A 21,124-nucleotide genomic window follows, 5' to 3' on the forward strand; every position below is an offset into this window, starting at 1 on the left:
CTTTTTAAATTTTCTATAATAGAAATATAATCCTTTGTTCAACACTTCACATAAAAAAGGGGAAACGAAAATGAAAAAACGTTTAGTTATGATCGGAAATGGTATGGCTGGCATACGTTGTATGGAAGAAATATTAAAACATGATAGTGATTCATATGAGATTACTATTTTTGGAGATGAACCACATCCAAACTACAATCGCATTATGCTCTCTCATGTTTTACAAGGCAAAACAAATATGCAAGATATCATTATGAATGAATATAGTTGGTATGAGGAAAATGAAATAACTTTGTATACAGATGAAAGGGTTCAAAGTATTAACCGAGAAGAAAAAATAATTATCACAGAAAAAAATCGTACTCTTACATATGACAAACTAATTATCGCAACAGGTTCTAGTGCTTTTATTTTGCCCGTTGAAGGTTCTACTCTTCCTGGCGTAACAGGATTTCGAACTATTGAAGATACACAATTTATGATTGATACCGCTAATGAAAAGAAAAAGGCTGTTGTCATTGGTGGTGGATTACTTGGCTTAGAAGCTGCAAGAGGTCTTATTGATTTAGGAATGGACGTATATGTCGTTCATTTAATGCCAAGCTTAATGGAGCAACAACTAGATGCCAAAGCAGCTTCTCTATTACGCGAAGATTTAGAAGCGCAAGGCATGCAATTTCTAATGGAAAAGAAAACTGTAAAAATTCTTGGTACAGACCATGTTGAGGGCATTCAATTTGAAGATGGTGAAGTTGTAGATTGTGATTTAATCGTAATGGCTGTCGGAATACGCCCAAATACGCAAATAGCAAAAGATGCTGGTTTAATTGTAAATCGCGGTATTGTAGTCAATGACTATATGCTAACAAATGATGAATCCATTTATGCAGTTGGAGAATGTGCAGAACATGACGGTATCGCATATGGACTTGTTGCTCCTCTTTATGAACAAGGTGCGATATTAGCAAAACATATAACGAATTTACAAACTGATGGATATACGGGCAGTATCGTCGGTACGCAATTAAAAGTTGCAGGTTGTGATTTATTCTCTGCTGGCCAAATTTATGAAGATGACCAAACGAAAGCAATATCCATCTTTGATGAATGTAAACGTTCCTATAAAAAAGTATTAATTCGTGACAATAAAGTCATCGGTATCGTTTTATATGGTGACACAGCTGACGGTACACGCCTCTTTAGCATGTTAAAGAAAGAAGAGGATATACAAGAATATACAGCCGCTTCCCTTCTCCACAAAGCTGGTGAAGAAAGTGCACTTGACGTTGCTACAATGAGTGCGGATGACACGATTTGCGGATGTAATGGTGTTACGAAAGGTACAATCGTTCACGCCATTTTAGAACAAGAGTTAACGACTTTTGAAGAAGTTAAGGGCTGTACGAAAGCCGCAGGTTCTTGTGGTAAATGCCGTCCGCTTGTGGAACAAGTTTTATCTCATACACTTGGAGATGCTTTTGATGCCTCAGCGCAATCTGCCGGTATGTGTGGATGTACAACTTTATCCCGTGATGAAGTCGTAGCGGCCATTCACGAGAAAGGCTTAAAATCTCCAAAAGAAGTACGAAATGTTCTTGGTTTTATACATGAAGAAGGCTGTTCAAAATGTCGTCCTGCTTTAAACTACTATTTACGTATGGCGATTCCAGAAGAATATGAAGATGATAAATCGTCCCGTTTCGTTAATGAAAGAATGAATGGTAACATCCAGCACGATGGTACATTCTCTGTTATTCCACGCATGTACGGAGGCGTTACAACAGCTGATGATTTAATGAAAATTGCTGAAGTTGCGAAAAAGTACGATGTTCCTCTTGTGAAAATTACAGGTGCAAGCCGAATCGGCTTATATGGTGTTAAGAAGCAAGATTTACCTAACGTATGGGCTGACTTACATATGACTTCGGGATATGCATATTCAAAATCGCTTCGTAATGTAAAATCATGTGTTGGTTCTCGCTTCTGCCGTTTCGGTACGAAAGATTCATTAGGACTTGGTATGTTGCTTGAACAATCATTAGAAATGGTAGATACACCTCATAAAATGAAGATGGGTGTAACGGGCTGTCCGCGTAACTGTGCGGAAGTACTGACGAAAGATTTTGGCGTTGTTTGTGTCGAAAATGGCTACCAACTTTATATTGGCGGAAATGGTGGTACGGAAGTACGCGAAGCTGATTTTGTAATGATTGTCCCTACTGAAGATGATGTCCTTCGCATCGCTACAGCTTATATGCAATATTATCGTGAAACTGGTATTTATGGAGAGCGTACTGCCTACTGGACAGAACGTTTAGGCTTCGATCACATAAAAGAAATACTGCAAGATGCAAATATGGTCACTAAGTTAAATGAACGTTTCCAAAAAGCTCGTGGCACATATAAAGAAGCATGGGGACAAGCACTAGAAACGAAATCATTAAAAGCGATGTATGAAGTAGAAACTGTGAAATAAGGAGCTGTGATCTATATGATACAAACGAAAGAAAAAATAAAAGTTATGCGTGCGGAAGACCTTCCTATTCAAATCGGTAAAGAGGTGCAAATGAATGGTATGTCTATCGCCCTATTCCGCCTTTCAAATGGAGATATTCGAGCTGTAGAAAATCGTTGTCCTCATAAAAACGGACCGTTAGCAGAAGGAATTGTATCTGGAGAATTCGTCTTTTGTCCACTGCATGATTGGAAAATTTCATTACTAACAGGTGAAGTGCAAAAACCTGATGACGGCTGTATCCAAACATACGAAGTAGAAGTTATTGATGGTGACATTTATATAAACATGTAATTTACGAAAGGAAGCCTCCTCTGGCTTCCTTTTACATAAAAATAGAAGAGGTGCGATTATGAACGGATATGTATATTTAGTTGGTGCAGGACCAGGTGATGAAGGGCTTATTACAAAGAAAGCGATAGATTGTTTAAAGCGTGCAGATATCGTTTTATATGACCGTTTATTAAACCCTTTCTTTCTTAGTTATACAAAAGAAACATGTGAACTTATGTATTGCGGCAAAATGCCAAAGAATCATATTATGCGACAAGAAATGATTAACGCCCACCTCCTTCAATTCGCACAAGAAGGAAAAATCGTTGTCCGATTAAAGGGCGGAGATCCATCTATTTTTGGCCGCGTTGGTGAAGAAGCAGAAACTTTAGCAGCAGCGAACGTTCCATATGAAATCGTACCAGGTATTACATCTAGCATCGCCGCTAGTAGCTATGCAGGTATCCCCCTCACCCACCGTAACTACAGTAATAGCATCACTTTATTAACTGGGCATGCAAAAGGCCCTTTAACCGATCATGGAAAATATAATTCATCCTATAATAGCGACACGATCGCCTACTACATGGGTATAAAAAACTTACCTACAATTTGTGAAAACTTACTACAAGCAGGAAAGAAAAAAGATACACCAGTAGCCGTCATTGAATGGGGTACAACTGGTAAACAACGTGTAGTCACAGGGACACTGTCCACCATTGTTTCTATCGTCAAAGACGAAAATATTTCTAACCCTTCTATGACAATTGTTGGTGATGTTGTTACTTTACGGAATCAAATCGCTTGGAAAGAACGTAAACCATTGCACGGCAAGAAAGTTTTACTTGCATCTGCAACAAATAAAAAAAGCGCAATAAAGCAAATGTTACAAGAGTCCGGTGCAGAAATATATCAAATTCCAATTTTCCAAAAGAAAGAATACACATTAACCTTTGAACAAATTAATAAGATTTTTAACGTTGATCGTCTTGTATTTTGTTCCGCTGAGAGTGTAGACATCTTAGTGCAATCATGTAGTAAATATCATAAAGATATTCGCTCCTTACAGGCAGAGCTTCAGTATATGAACCTTTCTATTCAAGAAAAGCTTATGCAATATGGATTGTTAAGTAAACCTGCGCAATTTTCTTCGAATTCAACGATTTATTTAGGACGAAACATTAACCGAATTGCTGTTATTCAAGAAAAAATTGGTGCTGGTTCCTATATGTTGACTCATGAGTACACAATTGATCATCGCTTCGATGAAATTCATTCCCGTATGCTTTCTGAATTCTCATGGGACAGCATTGTATTTGAAGGTCGTGCTTCTATTGATACGTTTCTAGCAGAAATAAAACGCCTAGGCTTTATCAATATTCTTACTCTCCCATTCTCGTATACCGACGTTCCAACTTTACACTATGCGAATAAAGTCGGTTTTCATAATGTAGATGAGCAATTACAAGACATGATTATGAAGAAAGATTTGGTGGTACGATGAAAGGAATTGTATATGTTGGACACGGGAGCCGCTTGCAAAAAGGTAACGAACAATTCATTCACTTTATTCAATCTGTTATAAAAGAACGTAACGAACGGATTCAAAAAATAGCTTTCCTAGAACTAACGACACCTACCATTTCGGATGCAGTTACAGAAGCAATACTAGAGGGTGCAACTGCAATAATGATTGTACCTGTTTTATTATTTGCAGCAGCTCACTATAAACGTGATATTCCTTTTGAGATAGAGAAAATACAAAAGCAATATCCACATATAACATTTTCAGTTGTACAACCTTTTAGTACACATCCACATATGGTTGAACTTGTAGTAAAAAGAATACGTGAAACTATGCCAATGCAAGGTAGTAGTGTTTTACTCGTAGGGAGAGGCAGTAGTGATCCACAGCCGTTACATGAATTACAACAAATCGGAGCAGTCGTCGAACGAAAACTCAGTATGCCAGTATCGTGCTCCTTTTTAACGAAAGGAACTCCCTCTTTTACTGCTGAGCTCAAGGCTATAACATCGACTTCATCCCATGTATATGTCATGCCGTACCTTCTCTTTACCGGATTATTACTTCAAAAAATTAAATTGCATGCAAAAAAATACGATCACGTTACAACTTGTAACTGTCTTCAGTTTGATAGATACATGAAGTTAACATTATTAGAACGAATGGAGGAATGCATATATGTATAACATGTACCCTCTTATGTTTAATTTAAATAAAAAAGTGGTCGTTATAGTTGGTGGTGGTAAAATCGCATATCGAAAAGCGTCCGGATTAAAGGATACAGGCGCTTTTGTCACCGTTATCAGCCCAGAAATTTGCGAGGAAATGAAGGAACTTCCTTATATTACTTGGAAGCAAAAAGCTTTTAGTAATAATGATATTAAAGATGCTCATCTTATTTATGCAGCTACAAATCAACATGCTGTAAATATGATGGTCAAACAGGCCGCCCATGATTTCCAGTGGGTTAACGTCGTAAGTGATGGTACAAAATCATCGTTTCACACACCTGGTGTCATCCGACATGATGAATATGTTGTCACTATTTCAACTTCAGGTAAAGATCCATCGTTTACGAAGCATTTGAAGCAGGAACTAACATCTATATTTCCTAAACTTATAAACAAGCTTTCTCGTACTCATAAAATGTAATCTATCACTTAGCTAAAATAGTAATTAACTTTGAACAAACGTTTTTTAGAGGCGTTTATTCCTTTTGCTTTAGTTTCGCTTTTTAGGATCAGACAAACAATTGGACAAGAATCTGTGAAGAAAAATAGCGGCAACAATTACGGACAAAAAAAGCAGTTGCTTGAGAGCAACTGCTTCAATACAGGTTTTATATTGGATATTCATTCAACCAAATTAGCGCTTGTTCATAATCATCAAAAAATCTCACAGATTCTTTCGTATTAGATTGTTGTAAATAATCCATTATCTCCCCCTCTTCAAGGAGAAATGCAATTGCCTTACTGTTATTCAAAATGATTTCATTGAAGAACTTCTCTTTCCATACTTTTTGAACAGAAAAATGATTTGGCGTGTATCCTTTTCTATCCACCAACAATTTGTATTTCCGCCCTTCAGAAATGAATTGCTGACAAACCTGCTCAAAACCATTAAACCATTCATACACATCATTTGTTTTTATATTTCCAACTAGATGGGTAACAATTATATCTCCTGAAACTGTTGTGCTGATATTCTGTTTACTCAACTTGGAATCCCTCCTTAGTTACAATTTTGCGGAAAAACCGCATAAAATCAATAAAGAAAAAATTCTTACTTGACACTCCCACCCCATCGCTATCAAACTAAGCTCATGTAACGTCAATTATAAGCGAAATTGTGTCTTTTTTCGCAAGTCTATATGTAGATGCTTTAAAGATTTGCATCCGAAATAACCCCTAATGCGTTTCCTTTTTTTGAATTAAACTGCTTGATTATCAGACATGGTACAATTGTAAACGACACCCAATATATCTAAGACTGTTTTCTTCTCATATCGATGGGATTTCCGTCCATCATTTACCGCCTCAAATCTATTCGTTTTTGCACGTATATTCAAAACAAAATATATGACAAATAAATAACGACAGTTACTGTAACAATGCTGAAAAGTGTTGAAAATAAAACGATTTGTGCATGTAGTTCAGGCTCTATTTGATACTCCATAGCAATGGTTGATGTATTTCTTGAAGTAGGAAAAGAACTTGCAATAAATAATGATTGTGCAACAATACCATCAATGTTTAGTAGATAGATCATGGCAAGTGCTAATAATGGTCCTATCAGTAACCTTCCAATTAAAGCCCATGTTATGACTCGATGGAAAAAATTAAGCTTAATGTTAGATAATTGCGCTCCTAGCAATATGATTGCTATTGCAACAAAACTATTCGCAAGCTGATTAAGAGGTAGAAAGATAGAATTAGGTATTTGAATTTTAAAAGATTGAAAGAGAACCCCTAATACAAGCGCATGAAGTACAGGCAGTCTTAGAAATGATTGAATAATACTTCCGATTGTTTTTGTTGCTGATAGTAAGTTATATATCCCATATGAATAAGTTAAAAGATTCTGGAAAATCACAATAAAAATTCGAATGGAAACCCCCACTGGATTGTGACTGAAAATCAATTGACTTACTGGTAATCCATAATTACCGGAATTCATTAACGAAATACTATTTTTTAGAGCTACACTTTCTCCTTTTTCTAACTTTAATGTTTTTGAAATGAAATGACTTACTATAATCAGACTCAAACTATAAAGCATTAAATAGTATATTATCTGGAGCAACAAACCTGTCTCTATACTAATATCATATATATTCATAAATACAGCCGCTGGCATCAAGCAATAAGTAATAAGTGTAGATAGATGCTTTAAGTTAAATTGGAACTTCCTTTGTAAAATTGCACCAATTAGCAGCAATATTAATATTGGTAATATTACGTCTAATATAATAAAAATAATCATTTAAAACCTCATTCTACATATATTTTAGTTGGATTAAACGCTCTCTTTTCTTTAACATATCAAATATGACTCATAAAGAAAATTATAGATTATTTATACAAATTCATAACTTTATCTTATTGAACTAAACTGTATTCTTTAGTTTAATTGTACTTTTTTCACAATATCCGTTAGCCTTACCAAAAAATCTTGCCCTAAAAAAATCTGATACTGCAGTTACTATGCGAAGAATACTTACATCAATTCCATACTTGTCGCTTGAGTCACCTAACACACCTGATACTTGTTTATCTTGAGTGGACTTATATTTTTTTCATCTAAACATCCCGATTCAATTAAATATTTGCATTCTAAAAATGAGTTCGATCTTTAGAATAGATTTAAGATTTCCTTAACTAATCTGCCCTTTAATTAAATAACTTTTGACATCTATATTTTAAAATAAAATTCCATCAACCTTCTGTTTTTCATTTTAAAAGCACATTCTTATAGAAAACAAGCGTTTGTTGAGATAGCAATAAAAACATGTTGAAGCCTATTACTAAAAGAACCATCCCAAAATACTTTGGAATGGTTCTTTTTCCTTATTAATGATTCTTTAACATCACTAACAATTTCTCTTGGCTATACATCCATACTGTAATGATTAAACAAGCAAGTGCGACTTCTGATAACGCCATAAATCCAATTGCATAATGACCTGTTAATTGGAATAGTAATGTTAAAATTAGTGGCGGGAAGAATCCTCCTAGTCCGCCTAAAGCTGAAACGAGCCCATTTACAATACCGGCTTGTTCTGAGAAGTACATTGGAACGAGTTTGAAGATTGTACCATTTCCAATCCCTGCACAAAATGCGACTAGTAGGCAACCAAATGTATACACGTTCATACTAGGCATAAATGATAAAATAATACCTGAAAGTGTTAAACCGATAAATACGAAGATTAATATTTTAAATGGATTAAACTTATCACCGAGCCAACCACCAATCGGGCGCATAATTGTTGCGAGTACAATGAATCCGGCTGTCCGCATACCTGCATCTACTTTTTCTAATCCGAAGTGAGATACTAAAAAGTTTGGTAAGTATACTGTAAATGCGACAAATGATCCGAATGTTAAAAAGTAAAAGATACATAAAAACCAAAGTTTTTCATTTTTATATACACCTTTTATTTGTTCCATTAATGGTGTATTCACCTTCTTCTCCTTACGATCACCTAATAAAAAGTTCATAAGTGCAAATGCTGCAAGTAAAACTAAATAACATTGTACTGTCGTTCTCCAACCAACTGAAGTTGCGATAACAGGTGCTAAAAACGAAGTGATTGCTGTTCCGGCGTTACCGACACCGTAAATACCATTTACAAAACCGTGGCTCTCTTTCGGAAAGTATTTTGGTAAAGAAGTTACCCCTACTGAGAATACAGCTCCACCAATTCCTACAAATAATCCACCAATAATTAAATCCATCATAGAATTGGCAACACTAATATAAAAGACAGGAAATAATAATAGAATAAAACTAATAAAGAATAATTTTCTTGCTCCGAAACGATTTGTCCAATAGCCAATTGGAATACGAAGAACAGAACCTAAAATAACCGGTACTGCTGTTACCATAGAAATTTGTCCCGCAGTTAATGGAATATCCGCTTTAATATAAGGCATTAATGATGATAAAATAACCCATACCATAAAACCGATAACTAGATTAGAAGTTTGTAAACTTAATTGAAAATTAGGACCTTTCATCCTGTTCCCTCCTATGTATGCATAGTTATATTCATTCCCTCCAGCCTAATCACGTCCTAACATGATTAGGCTGAAAAGAATCAACCACCACTTACTGGCGGAATCATTGCTATGACATCGCCAGTTTGAATGATATCATCCTCATTTGCATACTCTTCATTTATAGCGACCATTATCTCACTTGAAATTGCTACGTTGTATTTCGTAATAAGGACTTCCTTTAGTTCAGCAACCGTAATATTTTCACAACCTATGTGTAATGCTGACTTACTTACTTCTTCTTGTAAATGTGCAAATAATAGTACTTCAATCATATTCTCATCTCCTTTCCAGGCTCACCATTTGCATACGCTACCTTCTCTAACTGATCACCTATCCATGACTCACCATCTTTCCAAAACTCTTTCTTCCATATTGGAACAATTTGTTTTATACGCTCCATAATATATTCGTTCGCCTCATAGGCAGCTTTCCGGTGTGGTGTAGAAACAGCGACGACAACAGCAAGATCAGAAATTTGTAATGTACCAATGCGATGTGTAATGGCGACATTTGTCCCAGGCCACATCTCTCCTACTTCGGTGCCAATTCTCTTAAGCTGTTTCTCCGCCATTGACTTATATGCTACATACTCTAAATATAGCGTACGACGGCCTTTCGTAAATTCTCTAACAGTACCAATGAAAGTCGCAACTGCGCCACATTCACGACGAATTACTTTGTTTGTAACTTCTTCAATTGAAATAGGTGTATCAATTACTTCATAATACGTATGTGCCATCTTGCACCTCTTATCTTTGTATAAGTTAGCAATCTATTTTTCTATTATTTGTATGATCGAAGTGGTTCTTCCCACGGCCACTCACTTCCGGCGCTTGATTCTAATAACAGTACCGAGACAGTTATTCCTGCTTTAAATCCTCTCGTTCCTCCCGGCAGGACGATACATGCATTCGCCCCTGCAAGTGAAGAAATTGCACTAGATTTGTCTAAACCAACTGGTGTAGCTTGCAATGTTCCATCTACAATTTCCACTTTCCCTCGTACAAAACGAGTAAATGGGTTTGCTTTCAGAAAGTCTTTCTGTAATATTGCCTCTGTACGATATACGTGCGAATCTTTTCTATGCAAATATGTTCCAATGACTGGCCGAACATATAATTCACAACCGACATAACAAGCTGAAGGATTACCAGATAGACCAAATAATAGTTTTCCTTCTAGCTCAGCTACAGTTGTCACACTTCCTGGTCGCATCGCTATTTTGTTGAAAAGCACATTAGCTCGTAATTCCTCATAAATAGCAGGTAAATAGTCATAGTCTCCTACCGAAACGCCACCAGTTGTAATTAAAATATCGACTTCTTTTATCGCTTTTTTCACAGTGTTATAACACGTCTCAAAATCGTCAGCGAATTGTCCATAATACTGTACAACTCCGCCCGCTCGTTCAACTTGAGCAGCTATCATATAGGAGTTACTATTTCGAATCTTCCCTGGCTTTAATTGTTCATGTACTTCAAGCAGTTCGCTTCCTGTCGTTACAATTCCGATAACCGGCTGTTTTACAACGTAAACGGTACTATAACCAAACGTAGAAAGAAGCGCCACTACTCCAGGGTTAATAACAGTCCCTTTTTTCACAAGGATGGTATTTTGTTTTACATCTTCACCTTTAAAAGAAATGTTATCCCCAGCAATAAAGGAGCGTTTCAATTTCATATAAGTCTTTTCACTTTCTTCAAATCCTTCAGTTAGCTCTAACATAACAACTGCATTACATCCGGCTGGAATTGCGGCACCTGTCATAATACGGACAGTTTGAAATGGTTTCACTTCTTCTGGAAAAACAAAACCTGCTCCAATTTCGCCAATCACTTCAAACTGAATGGGGTTACTACTACTCGCTTCTTTTGTATCTTCTGCTCGAATCGCAAACCCGTCGTATGGAGAGCGATCAAAGTGAGGGACATCATGATCTGCAATAACATCTTCTCCAAGAATTCTTCCGTAACTTTCTATAAGAGAAACCTTTTCTATTTCACCTTGATGAGCGTATTTCATTACACGTGCCACTGCTTCTGCCACCGGAATTGGTATACGTTTTTCTAACATTCTTTTTCACCTCGTTTTAATAAGGGGCAACGCTCTTTCTGTTCATCCTATATATTTTGCGTATAATCGTTTTGCTATTTTCACATCATTTGTTCCATGAATAAATGCCCTACCGTCTGTAAATAAAACGAAACGATATTCATCAATTAGAAATGATAGTAAGTAAGGCGTTTTTTGGACATGTACACTTTTTTGTAATCGTTTTTGAATTTCGTTTAAATTAAGATCTCTCTTTATTCCTGAACGGATTTGAACTGTATTCCGTCCGCATAGCACTTCCGTTTTCATCTGCGCTTCAAATGCTAGACTTGGATACGTTCGTGATTTCCCACAAGATGGACATGTACTTTTTTTCTGTCTATTTACTTTTAATGAAAGATATTGATTGTTCCAAATATCAAATGATAACATCGTTCCTCTTAACGACTCATAATCATCCACCAATATTTTCATCGCCTCTGTTACTTGGTGAGCAACGACCATTTGTACAGCTGGCTGAATGATTCCGGCTGTATCGCATGTTGCACCGCCCATAGGATGATCCATTAGACAGCGAAAACATGGTGTTTTCCCAGGAAGAATTGTATACGTTACACCGTAACTTCCAATGCATCCACCATATATCCAAGGTATATTTTCTTTTTGTGAAATGTCATTTATAAGTAGGCGCGTATCGAAATTGTCAGTCGCATCTATGATGAGATCCACTTCTTTTGTTAACTCTTCTATTTCTTGCATTGTGACATCCGTTACAACTGGTACAATTTTTACTTCAGAATTAATCTTCCTTACATGTTCTGCCGCTGCAATTGCTTTCGGTTTGCATTGCTGCGCATCTTCTTCTATGTATAACTGTTGCCGCTGTAAATTACTCCATTCCACGTAGTCACGGTCAGCGATTGTCAATTTCCCAATTCCCATCCTAACGAGTGTTTCTGCATTCGCAGCTCCTAATGCACCTGCACCAATTAGGAGCACATGCTTTTCTCTTATTTTTCTTTGTCCTATTTCACCAATTCCAGAAAACAATATTTGCCTTGCATATCGCTCTTGCATAGGGAATCCTCCTCTCACTATCCGCCAATGTAGGACATTTCAACTTTTGGACGTTGATTTGTACTTTCCGCCGTTCTTTCATCTGAATATCGATCTGTTCTATATCGCCATGTATGTTGTAAAATTTTTAATAGTGATGCATCAGAAATATTTCCTCGAAGAAGCGTTCGCAAATCCGTTCCTTTCGTTCCAAATAGACACGTGAAAAACTTGCCGTCTGCCGAGATACGAGCTCTCGTACAAGAAGAACAAAATGACTCAGATACTGAAGTAATAAACCCAACTTCTGCATCGCTCCCTACATATCGATACAATTTCGCAACTTCTCCAAAGTAACGAGGCTGAGCGGGCTCAACTGGATATACGCGATTAATCTTCTCTATTAATTGTTCCTTCGTAATAACTTGTTCAAAGTTCCAGTCGTTTGTACTGCCCACATCCATAAACTCTATAAAACGGAGCTGAATGTCTTGTTCTTTAAAATAACGAGCCATACGAAGAATTTGACTATCATTCATTCCTTTTTTTACGACCATATTTACCTTTACTTCTAATCCAGCAGCCTTTGCTGCTTCAATTCCTTTCAGTACAGGTTTTGTATTTACATTTCGTCCATTAATTTTTTTGAAGACATAATCCTCTATCGCATCTAAACTAATATTTACACGTTTTAATCCCGCTTCTTTTAACGCCTTTGCTTGTTTTGCTAAATGAATACCGTTTGTTGTGAGTCCAATATCTTTTAAGCCTTCTAGCTTTGCAAGTCTTGCAATTAACATCGGTAAGTCTTTACGCAATAACGGTTCACCGCCAGTAAGCCTAATTTTATTGACTCCCAGACTTATAAATAATCTCGCTAATCTTTCTATTTCATCAAACGTTAATAAAAGCTCTTCCTGTAAAAAAGCGTAATCAGGTCCGAACACTTCAGCAGGCATACAGTATGTACACCTAAAATTACAACGATCAATAACTGAAATACGTAAATCTTGAAGTGGCCGTTCTAAAGAATCTTTCATGTTCTCGTGCATCTATATCCCTTCTTTTCTGCTGTAATCCTTAGTAAGCTTTCATTTTTTTATTTGCCTTCATTATAAAAAAGAAGCTACATATTCAATGTGACTTTTCTCACATTACTTTCCCCATTCAAAAATTCTTCACAAATCCGTTCGAATTTTGTTCACATCTTTAATCTCATCCACTTTGTCTATTGAATTTTTCAAACTAAAAATTGAAAATCACTTCCCCCTTACGGTCATTGAAATTTCAATGTATTTTTAAAATAGCTCTTGCATTTTCATCATACTTACACTCAAAATAGGAAATGTATTGCTTATAAGAAGAAAGGTGATCACTGTGGCAAACAGTATGACATTATCTCAAGATTTAAAAGAATTACTTGCATCTGTTGAATATAAAATGCAAATTAAAAAAGGTAGTTTTATTTTTCAAGAAGGTATGGAGGCAACAGAGCTCTATATCATCCACTCAGGAAAAGTACAAATTAGTAAATTAAGTGCTGACGGGCAAGAATTAACACTCCGTATTTGTTCGGCATACGACATTATTGGAGAATTAACATTATTCACGGACAATGCGAAGTATTTATTAAATTCAAAATGCCTTGAAGATGTTGAAGTAGGGGTTATAAAGCGTGAAACCTTAGAAAAAGCATTGCTCCAAAAACCCGCACTTGTATTTGAATTTATGAAATGGATTAGTGAACATTTAAGAAGAATGCAAACGAAGTTCCGAGATTTAGTATTACACGGCAAAAAAGGTGCCCTGTATTCTACTCTTATACGAATGACAAATAGTTACGGTGTATTAAAAGAAAATGGGATTCTCATCGATTTACCATTAACGAATCAAGAACTTGCTAATTTCTGTGCAACTTCACGTGAAAGTGTAAATCGAATGTTAAATGAATTAAAAAAGCAAGGTACAATTTCTATTCATAAAGGAAAGATTACAATCCACGATTTACAATTTTTAAAATGTGAAATTGCTTGTGAAGATTGCTCTGCCTCTGTTTGTAGCATTGATTAGCATCTTATTTAGATGCTAATCTTTTTTCAATTTAAGCTACTTATTAACGGTTATTCCCTATATAAACAAAAACGAGGCCTTCCATATTAGACCTCGTTTCGTTTTAACCATTAGCTCCTATCCGTTTACAGCAGTATTATTTTTTCAACTCATTAGGAATACGTCTTCTGTAAATTACATAACTACGGCTTACATATTTAATTGGGGCACTAAATACATGTACAAGTCTTGTAAATGGCCATACTGCGAATAAACCCATTCCTGCAAGAATATGAATTTTAAACCATACTGGTACTTCCATCATATATTCAACTTTCGGTTGGAGAATAAAGAGACTTCGGAACCAAGGGCCAATCGTTGTACGATAATCAAATCCTTTTGAATCTATATTTAAAAATGTTGAAGAAAGTCCTGCTAGCATTACGATAAGTAATAAAATAAGCGCAATATAATCTCCCTTTGTACTCGTTGCAATGATACGCTTTACTGTTACACGGCGGTACGTTAATATAATTAAACCGATAATAGAAGCAATACCTGCCGGAAGCCCAAAACTAATTGCTACTACATGATACATATGCTCAGAAATACCTATTGAACGATATACAGCTTCTGGAATTAAAATCCCCATAACATGGCCGCCAATTACGAACATGATCCCAAAGTGGAATAATAGACTTCCGACCCGGAGCATCTTCTTTTCTAATAGTTCACTAGATTTTGATGTCCATCCAAATTGATCATAGTTGTATCTAAAAATATGTCCACCGATAAAGATCGCAAAAATGATATAGGGAAACAATACCCAAAGAAATTGATCCATCATTTTGACAACGCTCCTTTCTAATTTGTCTGTACACCCCATGTTTCGATAGCGAGTAGCACAGACGCAAGAATTGGTTCATACATACTACCCGCTTCTTTTAATTGAACATGTAATGCTTGTATATTTTCCGTGTATTTACTCATAATTGGTTCACTGTCTTGCTCATTTGCATTTGCAAAAAACTCAAGTAAAAGTGGTAAATAGTCAGGTAGTTCTTTATCTGTTACGCTAAAACCTGATTTTTTATAATGTTGTTTTAACTCTAGTAATTCAATACCTCTTTCTCTTTGTTCACCAGTGTTCATATAAGTAAGATACATATTTGTTTTCTTCCCAAAATCGAATGTATATACGTAACTATCAATGAATTGATCATTCGTTTTATCTAGCGCTTGCTTTATAAAGCCTGTAAGTGACGCTTTAACGTCTTCTTGTTCTATTGTTTCAACCTCTTCTTGCAATTCAGTTAAAGCTTCTCTCCACCCTAGTTCAGGATAGGAGAGAAGAAAAGAAGAACAAGAAAAAGCTGTTTGTAAACTTTGTTTCATAATTTTCTGCCCCCTTTATTTAAGAAATTGTCATACAAGAGCCTGGACCACCTGTGAATGATAAACCACAGCTTCCTTGTTCGCTATATAAATCTGCCACTTGTTCACGGTGAGATGTCGGAATAACGAAGCGATCTTTATATTTCGCGATAGCAAGAAGACGATACATATCTTCTACATCCTGTTTCGTTAAACCAAGTTCTTTTAATACAGCTTCATTTGGCTCTTTATTAATTTGAAGTGCTCTCATATGCGTTCGCATAACAGCCATTTTCTTCAATGTAAGACGAATGTGTGATTCATCCCCCGCAGTGAGTAAATTCGCTAAATATTGAATTGGAATACGCATATTATCAATAGCAGGGAAAATCTCTTCTGCTTGCCAGTTACTACCTTTTCCCTCCACCATATTCATAATCGGGCTAAGCGGCGGGATATACCAAACCATTGGCATTGTACGATACTCTGGGTGAAGAGGTAGAGCAATTTTCCAATCGATAATCATTTTATAAATTGGCGATTGTTGCGCCGCTTTAATCCATTCTTCAGGAATTCCTTGTTTTTTCGCTTCAGCTGCCACTTCTGGATCATTTGGATCTAGAAAAACAGTAAGCTGAGATTCATATAAATCTTTTTCGTCTTCAACAGAAGCTGCTTCTTTTACTTTGTCAGCGTCATATAGCATTACCCCAATATACCGAATACGTCCTACACATGTTTCCGAACAAATCGTTGGCATACCCGCTTCAATACGTGGGAAACACATTGTACATTTTTCAGCTTTATTCGTTTGCCAGTTAAAATACACTTTTTTATATGGACAAGATGATACGCAGAATCTCCATGCGCGACATGCATTTTGATCGACAAGAACAATCCCATCTTCTTCACGTTTATACATCGCACCAGATGGACAAGATGATACGCACGAGGGATTCATACAATGTTCGCATATGCGTGGTAAATACATCATAAAGACGTTTTCAAAATCTGTTTTAATTTCTTCTTCCATTTTCTTTACGTTCGGATCTTGCAATCCTGTTATATGTCCGCCTGCTAAATCATCTTCCCAGTTTGGACCCCATTCAATTTTGTCGATAAATTCGCCTGTAATTGCTGATTTCGGACGAGCAACTGGTTGATGCTTACGTTGCGGACTATTTGTTAACGTTTCATAATCATAATTCCAAGGTTCAAAATAATCATCAATTGTTGGTTGATCTGGATTGTGGAAAATGTTCATAAGACGTTTCATTTTCGAACCAGATTTCAGCTGAATTTCACCATTTTTCAATTCCCAACCGCCTTTATATTTCTCCTGATCTTCCCATTGTTTCGGATAACCAATTCCAGGCTTCGTTTCTACGTTATTGAAGTACATATATTCAGCACCTGGACGATTTGTCCAGGTGTTTTTGCACGTTACGCTACAAGTATGGCAGCCGATGCATTTATCTAGATTCATTATCATTCCGACTTGTGCTTTAATCTTCAAGCCAATCTACCTCCTTCAGTTTGCGAATTACAACGTTTAAGTCACGCTGGTTCCCAGTCGGGCCGTAATAGTTAAATCCATAACTTAATTGACCATATCCACCAATCATATGTGTCGGTTTTACGTGAATTCGAGTTGGACTATTATGCGTTCCCCCGCGGTTACTTGTTAATTTCGTACCAGGTACGTTAATGTGACGATCTTGTGCATGGTGCATAAACGCCATTCCTCTCGGTATACGATGCGTTACAACAGCACGGGCTACAACAACACCGTTACGATTAAAGCACTCAATCCAATCATTATCTGCTACACCAGATTCTTCAGCATCCTCTTTATTCATCCAAACAGTTGGACCACCTCTAAACAGCGTTAACATCGGTAATGAATCGAAATACATACTATGAATGGACCACTTATTATGCGGCGTTAAATAATTTAACGTAATCTCTTTTCCTTCTACTTCAGGTCGTGATTTACGGAACGGTTTATGTTGCAGAATCGGTTTAAACGTTGCCATCGTTTCACCAAATTCTTTCATCATGTCATGATCTAAGTAGAAAGATTGTCGTCCAGTGATTGTTCTCCAAGGGATGAGGCGTTCCACATTTGTTGTAAACGGTGAGTAACGACGTCCACCTTTTTCAGAACCTGTAAAGGCCGGAGAAGTAATTACTGTTTTTGGCTGCGCTGTAATTTGTTCAAATGTGAAGCATTCTTCTTCACGTTCTTCTGCTAAATCACGTAATTTTAAATCCGTTTGTTTTTCAAGTGCTTCCCATGCTTTTACAGCCATATGACCATTTGTTGTAGAAGAAAGTGTTAATACCGCTTCAGCAGCATTGATTGCTTCTTTTATGTCTGGGCAACCTTTTGCAATAGAATCCGTTCGAACAACTCCTAATCGACTCTTTAATTGCTCATACTCTTTTTCTGCGGACCAAGAAATCCCTTTCGTACCAATCGGTTGTTTTCCCGCATTTGGTCCTAACGAAGTCATTTTGTCATAAATTGTTTTATAATCTCTTTCAACAACATGAATTTGTGGCATTGTTTTACCTGGTATTGGCTCACACTCACCTTTGCTCCAATCTTTAATCTTGCCAAGTGGTTGCGCTAATTCTTGCGGTGTATCGTGAAGAAGTGGCGTTGCAACAACTTCTTTCATTGGTTCAAGATCAATTTTCTTCGCTAAATCTGACACAGCTTTAGAAAGTGAAGTGAAAATATCCCAGTCAGAGCGCGCTTCCCACGGTGAACCGATTGCTGGATTAAATGGATGCACAAATGGATGCATATCTGTACTACTTAAATCATGTTTTTCGTACCAAGTTGAAGCAGGTAAGACGATATCAGAATAAAGCGCTGTTCCAGCCATACGGAAATCTAAGTTAATGAGTAAATCTAACTTCCCTTCTGGTGCTTCTTCATGCCATTTAATTTCTTCTGGTCGTAATGAATCACTATCGTCATTCATTAACCCGTTTGTTGTACCTAATAAATGTTTTAAGAAATATTCGTGTCCTTTACCAGAACTTGAAATTAAGTTCGCACGCCATACGAATAAGTTGCGCGGGAAGTTGTTTTTGTTATCTGGATCTTCAATCGCAAATTTTAGTTCTTTTTCTTTTAATCTTTGTGCAACATATTTTCCGATTTCTTCTTGCGTTGTTGCACCAGCAGCAACAGCTTCTTTATATAATTCAATCCCATTTTTCTCGAATGTCGGATACGAAGGTAGCCAGCCAAGTCGTGCCGCTAATACGTTGTAATCACCGTGATGTTGATAACGAGAGTTGCCTTCTACTGGTGATGCTAGATGTCCAACCGGTGTATCTTCATAGCGCCATTGATCTGTTACGAAATAGAAGAAAGATGTACCATTTTGTAATTTCGGTGGCCCTTGCCAATCTTTTGCCATCGCGATTGTTTGCCATCCTTCTGCTGGTCGTAATTTTTCTTGCCCAACATAATGCGCCCATCCCCCGCCGTTTACTCCTTGTGCTCCAACTAGAAGAACAAGATTTAAAACTGCGCGATAAATCGTATCAGAATTAAACCAATGGTTAATACCAGCTCCAACAATAATCATCGAGCGACCATTTGTATCAACGGCATTTTGTGCGAACTCACGAGCGATTTGAATAATTAGTTCTCGTTTCACTCCTGTCATTTTCTCTTGCCATGCAGGTGTAAACGGTACATCATCATTGAAGTCTTTCGGCTCTTGTCCGCCAAGCCCTCGGTTCACGCCGTAATTTGCTAACGTTAAGTCGTATACAGTTGTAACGAACACTTCGCCTTCTTCTGTCATAACCTTTTTCACTGGAATTGTACGTTCTAATACTTTGTTTCCATCATCAGAGAAGTACGGAATTTGTACAGTTCCAATCGATTCTTCCATTCCAAGTAAAGAAAGACGTGGGTCAATCTTTTCACCTGTTTCTTCATCTTCTAAACGCAAGTTCCATTTCTTTTCGTTATCCCAACGTGAGCCCATTGTGCCTTGAGGTGTTGCAAAATCATTCGTATTCTCGTTCCAAAGAACAGGCTTCCATTCTCCTAACTTCGTTTCGCGTCCAATATCAGAAGCGTTTAAGAAACGATCAGCAACGAATTGATCTCCTTTTTGTTTCAATGTGACAAAGAAAGGAAAATCAGTATATTGCTTCGCATACTTTGTGAAATATTCCACTTGATTATCTACGTAAAACTCTTGTAAGATCACATGCCCCATTGCCATCGCAAGTGCACCATCTGTACCTTGTTTTACACTAATCCAATCATCGGCAAACTTTGTAGATTCAGCGAAGTCAGGACTGACAGAAACGACTTTCGTTCCTTTATATCGAACCTCTGCTAAAAAGTGAGCATCTGGTGTTCTCGTCATCGGTACATTTGAACCCCATGTCATAATGTAACCAGAGTTATACCAGTCACTACTTTCTGGTACATCTGTTTGATCGCCCCAAATTTGAGGAGAAGCTGGTGGTAAATCTGCGTACCAATCATAGAAACTAAGCATTGGCCCGCCCATAAGTTGCATAAAACGACTACCAGCAGCATGACTTAACATCGACATAGCTGGAATTGGTGAAAAACCAACATTTCGGTCTGGACCGTATTTCATTACTGTGTAGAGTAATGAAGCAGAAACAAGTTGTAACACTTCATCCCAATTCGCACGAATGAATCCCCCTTTACCACGTGCCTGCTTATACTTGCGTGCTTTTTCAGGGTTTTCCACAATGCTTTTCCAAGCATCTAGTGGTGACTTGTTATTTTGTAATTCCTCTTGCCACATACTCCAAAGAACACCACGTACATACGGATATTTCACACGAAGTGGACTATAAATATACCAAGAAAAACTCGCTCCACGCGGACATCCTCGTGGTTCAAAATCAGGCATATCTGGACCTGTAGTTGGATAGTTAAGCTCCTGTCCTTCCCAAGTTACGATTCCATCTTTCACATATATATTCCAGCTACATGAACCAGTACAGTTCACACCATGTGTAGAACGAATTACTTTATCATGCTGCCAACGCTTTCTGTACACATTCTCCCATTCACGATCTTCATATGTTTCTTGAGTATGATTATCGTTATAACGATCTATTGGTGAAAAATATTTTAAACGTCTCATTAGTGCTGAAGGTTTCTTCTTCATACTGTTCACTCCTTTAATACGTCTCTCTTACATACCCTTACTATAAGAGAGGTTGTAAAATACAGATGTGACATTTCGCACAGTTCAAGAGATTGTCAAAAATTCAGTAGAAAATAAGTTTGTGAGAAAATCTTTTATTCCGTTTTGAAGGGTTATGATTAATCGTGATTATTAGGAGAATGGTATTTTGAGGTATCGACTATTTTGCAAAAGAAAAACGCAGGAGAAATTCCTACGTTTTTCTTTATAAATATATAAAAAAGAGTTTTGATATTATTTCAAAACTGCCATAAGAAAGAGTTTAGAAATT

18 protein-coding genes are annotated in these 21,124 nt (G+C 36.8%); 6 read left to right on the plus strand and 12 right to left on the minus strand.

Going from position 1 to position 21,124, the window contains the following annotated elements:
* Positions 1-70 precede the first annotated feature (70 nt).
* Genes nirB through MHI28_RS06065 form a run of 5 tightly spaced genes read left to right on the plus strand, consistent with a single transcriptional unit; the run spans position 71 to position 5,465 of the window.
* Positions 71-2,476 (plus strand): NADPH-nitrite reductase large subunit, encoded by a 2,406-nt coding sequence (gene nirB / locus MHI28_RS06045; RefSeq protein ID WP_086412931.1) that lies wholly within the window; start codon positions 71-73, stop codon positions 2,474-2,476.
* Between the two features lie 15 nt (positions 2,477-2,491).
* Positions 2,492-2,809, plus strand: a complete 318-nt coding sequence (nirD, locus tag MHI28_RS06050; protein ID WP_000616697.1) for a nitrite reductase small subunit NirD — start codon at positions 2,492-2,494, stop codon at positions 2,807-2,809.
* Positions 2,810-2,867: 58 nt separating this feature from the next.
* Positions 2,868-4,292: a uroporphyrin-III C-methyltransferase gene (locus MHI28_RS06055; RefSeq protein WP_086412932.1), complete on the plus strand. Its 1,425-nt coding sequence runs from the start codon at positions 2,868-2,870 to the stop codon at positions 4,290-4,292.
* Positions 4,289-4,999, plus strand: coding sequence for a sirohydrochlorin chelatase (locus tag MHI28_RS06060; protein ID WP_000676489.1), 711 nt, complete (start codon positions 4,289-4,291; stop codon positions 4,997-4,999). Before MHI28_RS06055 ends, MHI28_RS06060 begins: the two co-directional genes overlap by 4 nt.
* Complete coding sequence (locus tag MHI28_RS06065) at positions 4,992-5,465, plus strand: precorrin-2 dehydrogenase (RefSeq protein WP_000282583.1); 474 nt, start codon at positions 4,992-4,994, stop codon at positions 5,463-5,465. The genes MHI28_RS06060 and MHI28_RS06065 overlap by 8 nt, the downstream gene beginning before the upstream one ends.
* A gap of 187 nt (positions 5,466-5,652) precedes the next feature.
* On the opposite strand, the gene MHI28_RS06070 is transcribed toward MHI28_RS06065, so the two are convergent.
* From MHI28_RS06070 to moaA, 8 genes are all read right to left on the minus strand, one after another.
* Positions 5,653-6,030 carry an STAS/SEC14 domain-containing protein gene (locus tag MHI28_RS06070; protein WP_340827687.1) on the minus strand — a complete coding sequence of 126 codons (378 nt, stop codon included), beginning with the start codon at positions 6,028-6,030 and terminating at the stop codon, positions 5,653-5,655.
* A 347-nt stretch (positions 6,031-6,377) separates the two neighbouring features.
* Complete coding sequence (locus MHI28_RS06075; RefSeq protein WP_340827688.1) at positions 6,378-7,295, minus strand: AEC family transporter; 918 nt, start codon at positions 7,293-7,295, stop codon at positions 6,378-6,380.
* A 587-nt stretch (positions 7,296-7,882) separates the two neighbouring features.
* Complete coding sequence (gene narK, locus MHI28_RS06080; RefSeq protein WP_000678170.1) at positions 7,883-9,052, minus strand: nitrate transporter NarK; 1,170 nt, start codon at positions 9,050-9,052, stop codon at positions 7,883-7,885.
* Positions 9,053-9,132: 80 nt separating this feature from the next.
* Entirely contained in the window at positions 9,133-9,366 is a 234-nt protein-coding gene (gene moaD, locus MHI28_RS06085; protein WP_000573687.1) for a molybdopterin converting factor subunit 1, read from the minus strand.
* A complete protein-coding gene (locus tag MHI28_RS06090; RefSeq protein ID WP_000951544.1) occupies positions 9,363-9,833 on the minus strand; it encodes a molybdenum cofactor biosynthesis protein MoaE in 471 nt (156 codons plus the stop codon). Before MHI28_RS06090 ends, moaD begins: the two co-directional genes overlap by 4 nt.
* A gap of 44 nt (positions 9,834-9,877) precedes the next feature.
* On the minus strand, positions 9,878-11,167 hold the full coding sequence (locus tag MHI28_RS06095; RefSeq protein ID WP_000890797.1) for a molybdopterin molybdotransferase MoeA: 1,290 nt from the start codon (positions 11,165-11,167) through the stop codon (positions 9,878-9,880).
* A 42-nt stretch (positions 11,168-11,209) separates the two neighbouring features.
* Entirely contained in the window at positions 11,210-12,223 is a 1,014-nt protein-coding gene (locus tag MHI28_RS06100) for a molybdopterin-synthase adenylyltransferase MoeB (RefSeq protein WP_001158062.1), read from the minus strand.
* A 17-nt stretch (positions 12,224-12,240) separates the two neighbouring features.
* A complete protein-coding gene (gene moaA, locus MHI28_RS06105; protein ID WP_000545009.1) occupies positions 12,241-13,254 on the minus strand; it encodes a GTP 3',8-cyclase MoaA in 1,014 nt (337 codons plus the stop codon).
* Positions 13,255-13,579: 325 nt separating this feature from the next.
* Between moaA and MHI28_RS06110 the strand changes: the two genes are divergently transcribed.
* Positions 13,580-14,272, plus strand: a complete 693-nt coding sequence (locus MHI28_RS06110; protein WP_000013863.1) for a Crp/Fnr family transcriptional regulator — start codon at positions 13,580-13,582, stop codon at positions 14,270-14,272.
* A 136-nt stretch (positions 14,273-14,408) separates the two neighbouring features.
* Here MHI28_RS06110 and narI read toward each other — a convergent pair whose 3' ends face one another.
* Genes narI through MHI28_RS06130 form a run of 4 tightly spaced genes read right to left on the minus strand, consistent with a single transcriptional unit; the run spans position 14,409 to position 20,814 of the window.
* Positions 14,409-15,098, minus strand: coding sequence for a respiratory nitrate reductase subunit gamma (narI, locus tag MHI28_RS06115; RefSeq protein WP_000969224.1), 690 nt, complete (start codon positions 15,096-15,098; stop codon positions 14,409-14,411).
* 17 nt (positions 15,099-15,115) lie between these two features.
* Positions 15,116-15,646, minus strand: a complete 531-nt coding sequence (gene narJ / locus MHI28_RS06120; RefSeq protein ID WP_000814226.1) for a nitrate reductase molybdenum cofactor assembly chaperone — start codon at positions 15,644-15,646, stop codon at positions 15,116-15,118.
* A 19-nt stretch (positions 15,647-15,665) separates the two neighbouring features.
* Positions 15,666-17,141 (minus strand): nitrate reductase subunit beta, encoded by a 1,476-nt coding sequence (gene narH / locus MHI28_RS06125; protein WP_000692656.1) that lies wholly within the window; start codon positions 17,139-17,141, stop codon positions 15,666-15,668.
* Positions 17,131-20,814 carry a nitrate reductase subunit alpha gene (locus MHI28_RS06130; protein ID WP_086412935.1) on the minus strand — a complete coding sequence of 1,228 codons (3,684 nt, stop codon included), beginning with the start codon at positions 20,812-20,814 and terminating at the stop codon, positions 17,131-17,133. The genes narH and MHI28_RS06130 overlap by 11 nt, the downstream gene beginning before the upstream one ends.
* Positions 20,815-21,124: the final 310 nt, after the last annotated feature.

This window comes from Bacillus sp. FSL K6-0268 (assembly GCF_038005425.1).
Taxonomy (GTDB): Bacteria; Bacillota; Bacilli; order Bacillales; family Bacillaceae_G; genus Bacillus_A; species Bacillus_A thuringiensis_S.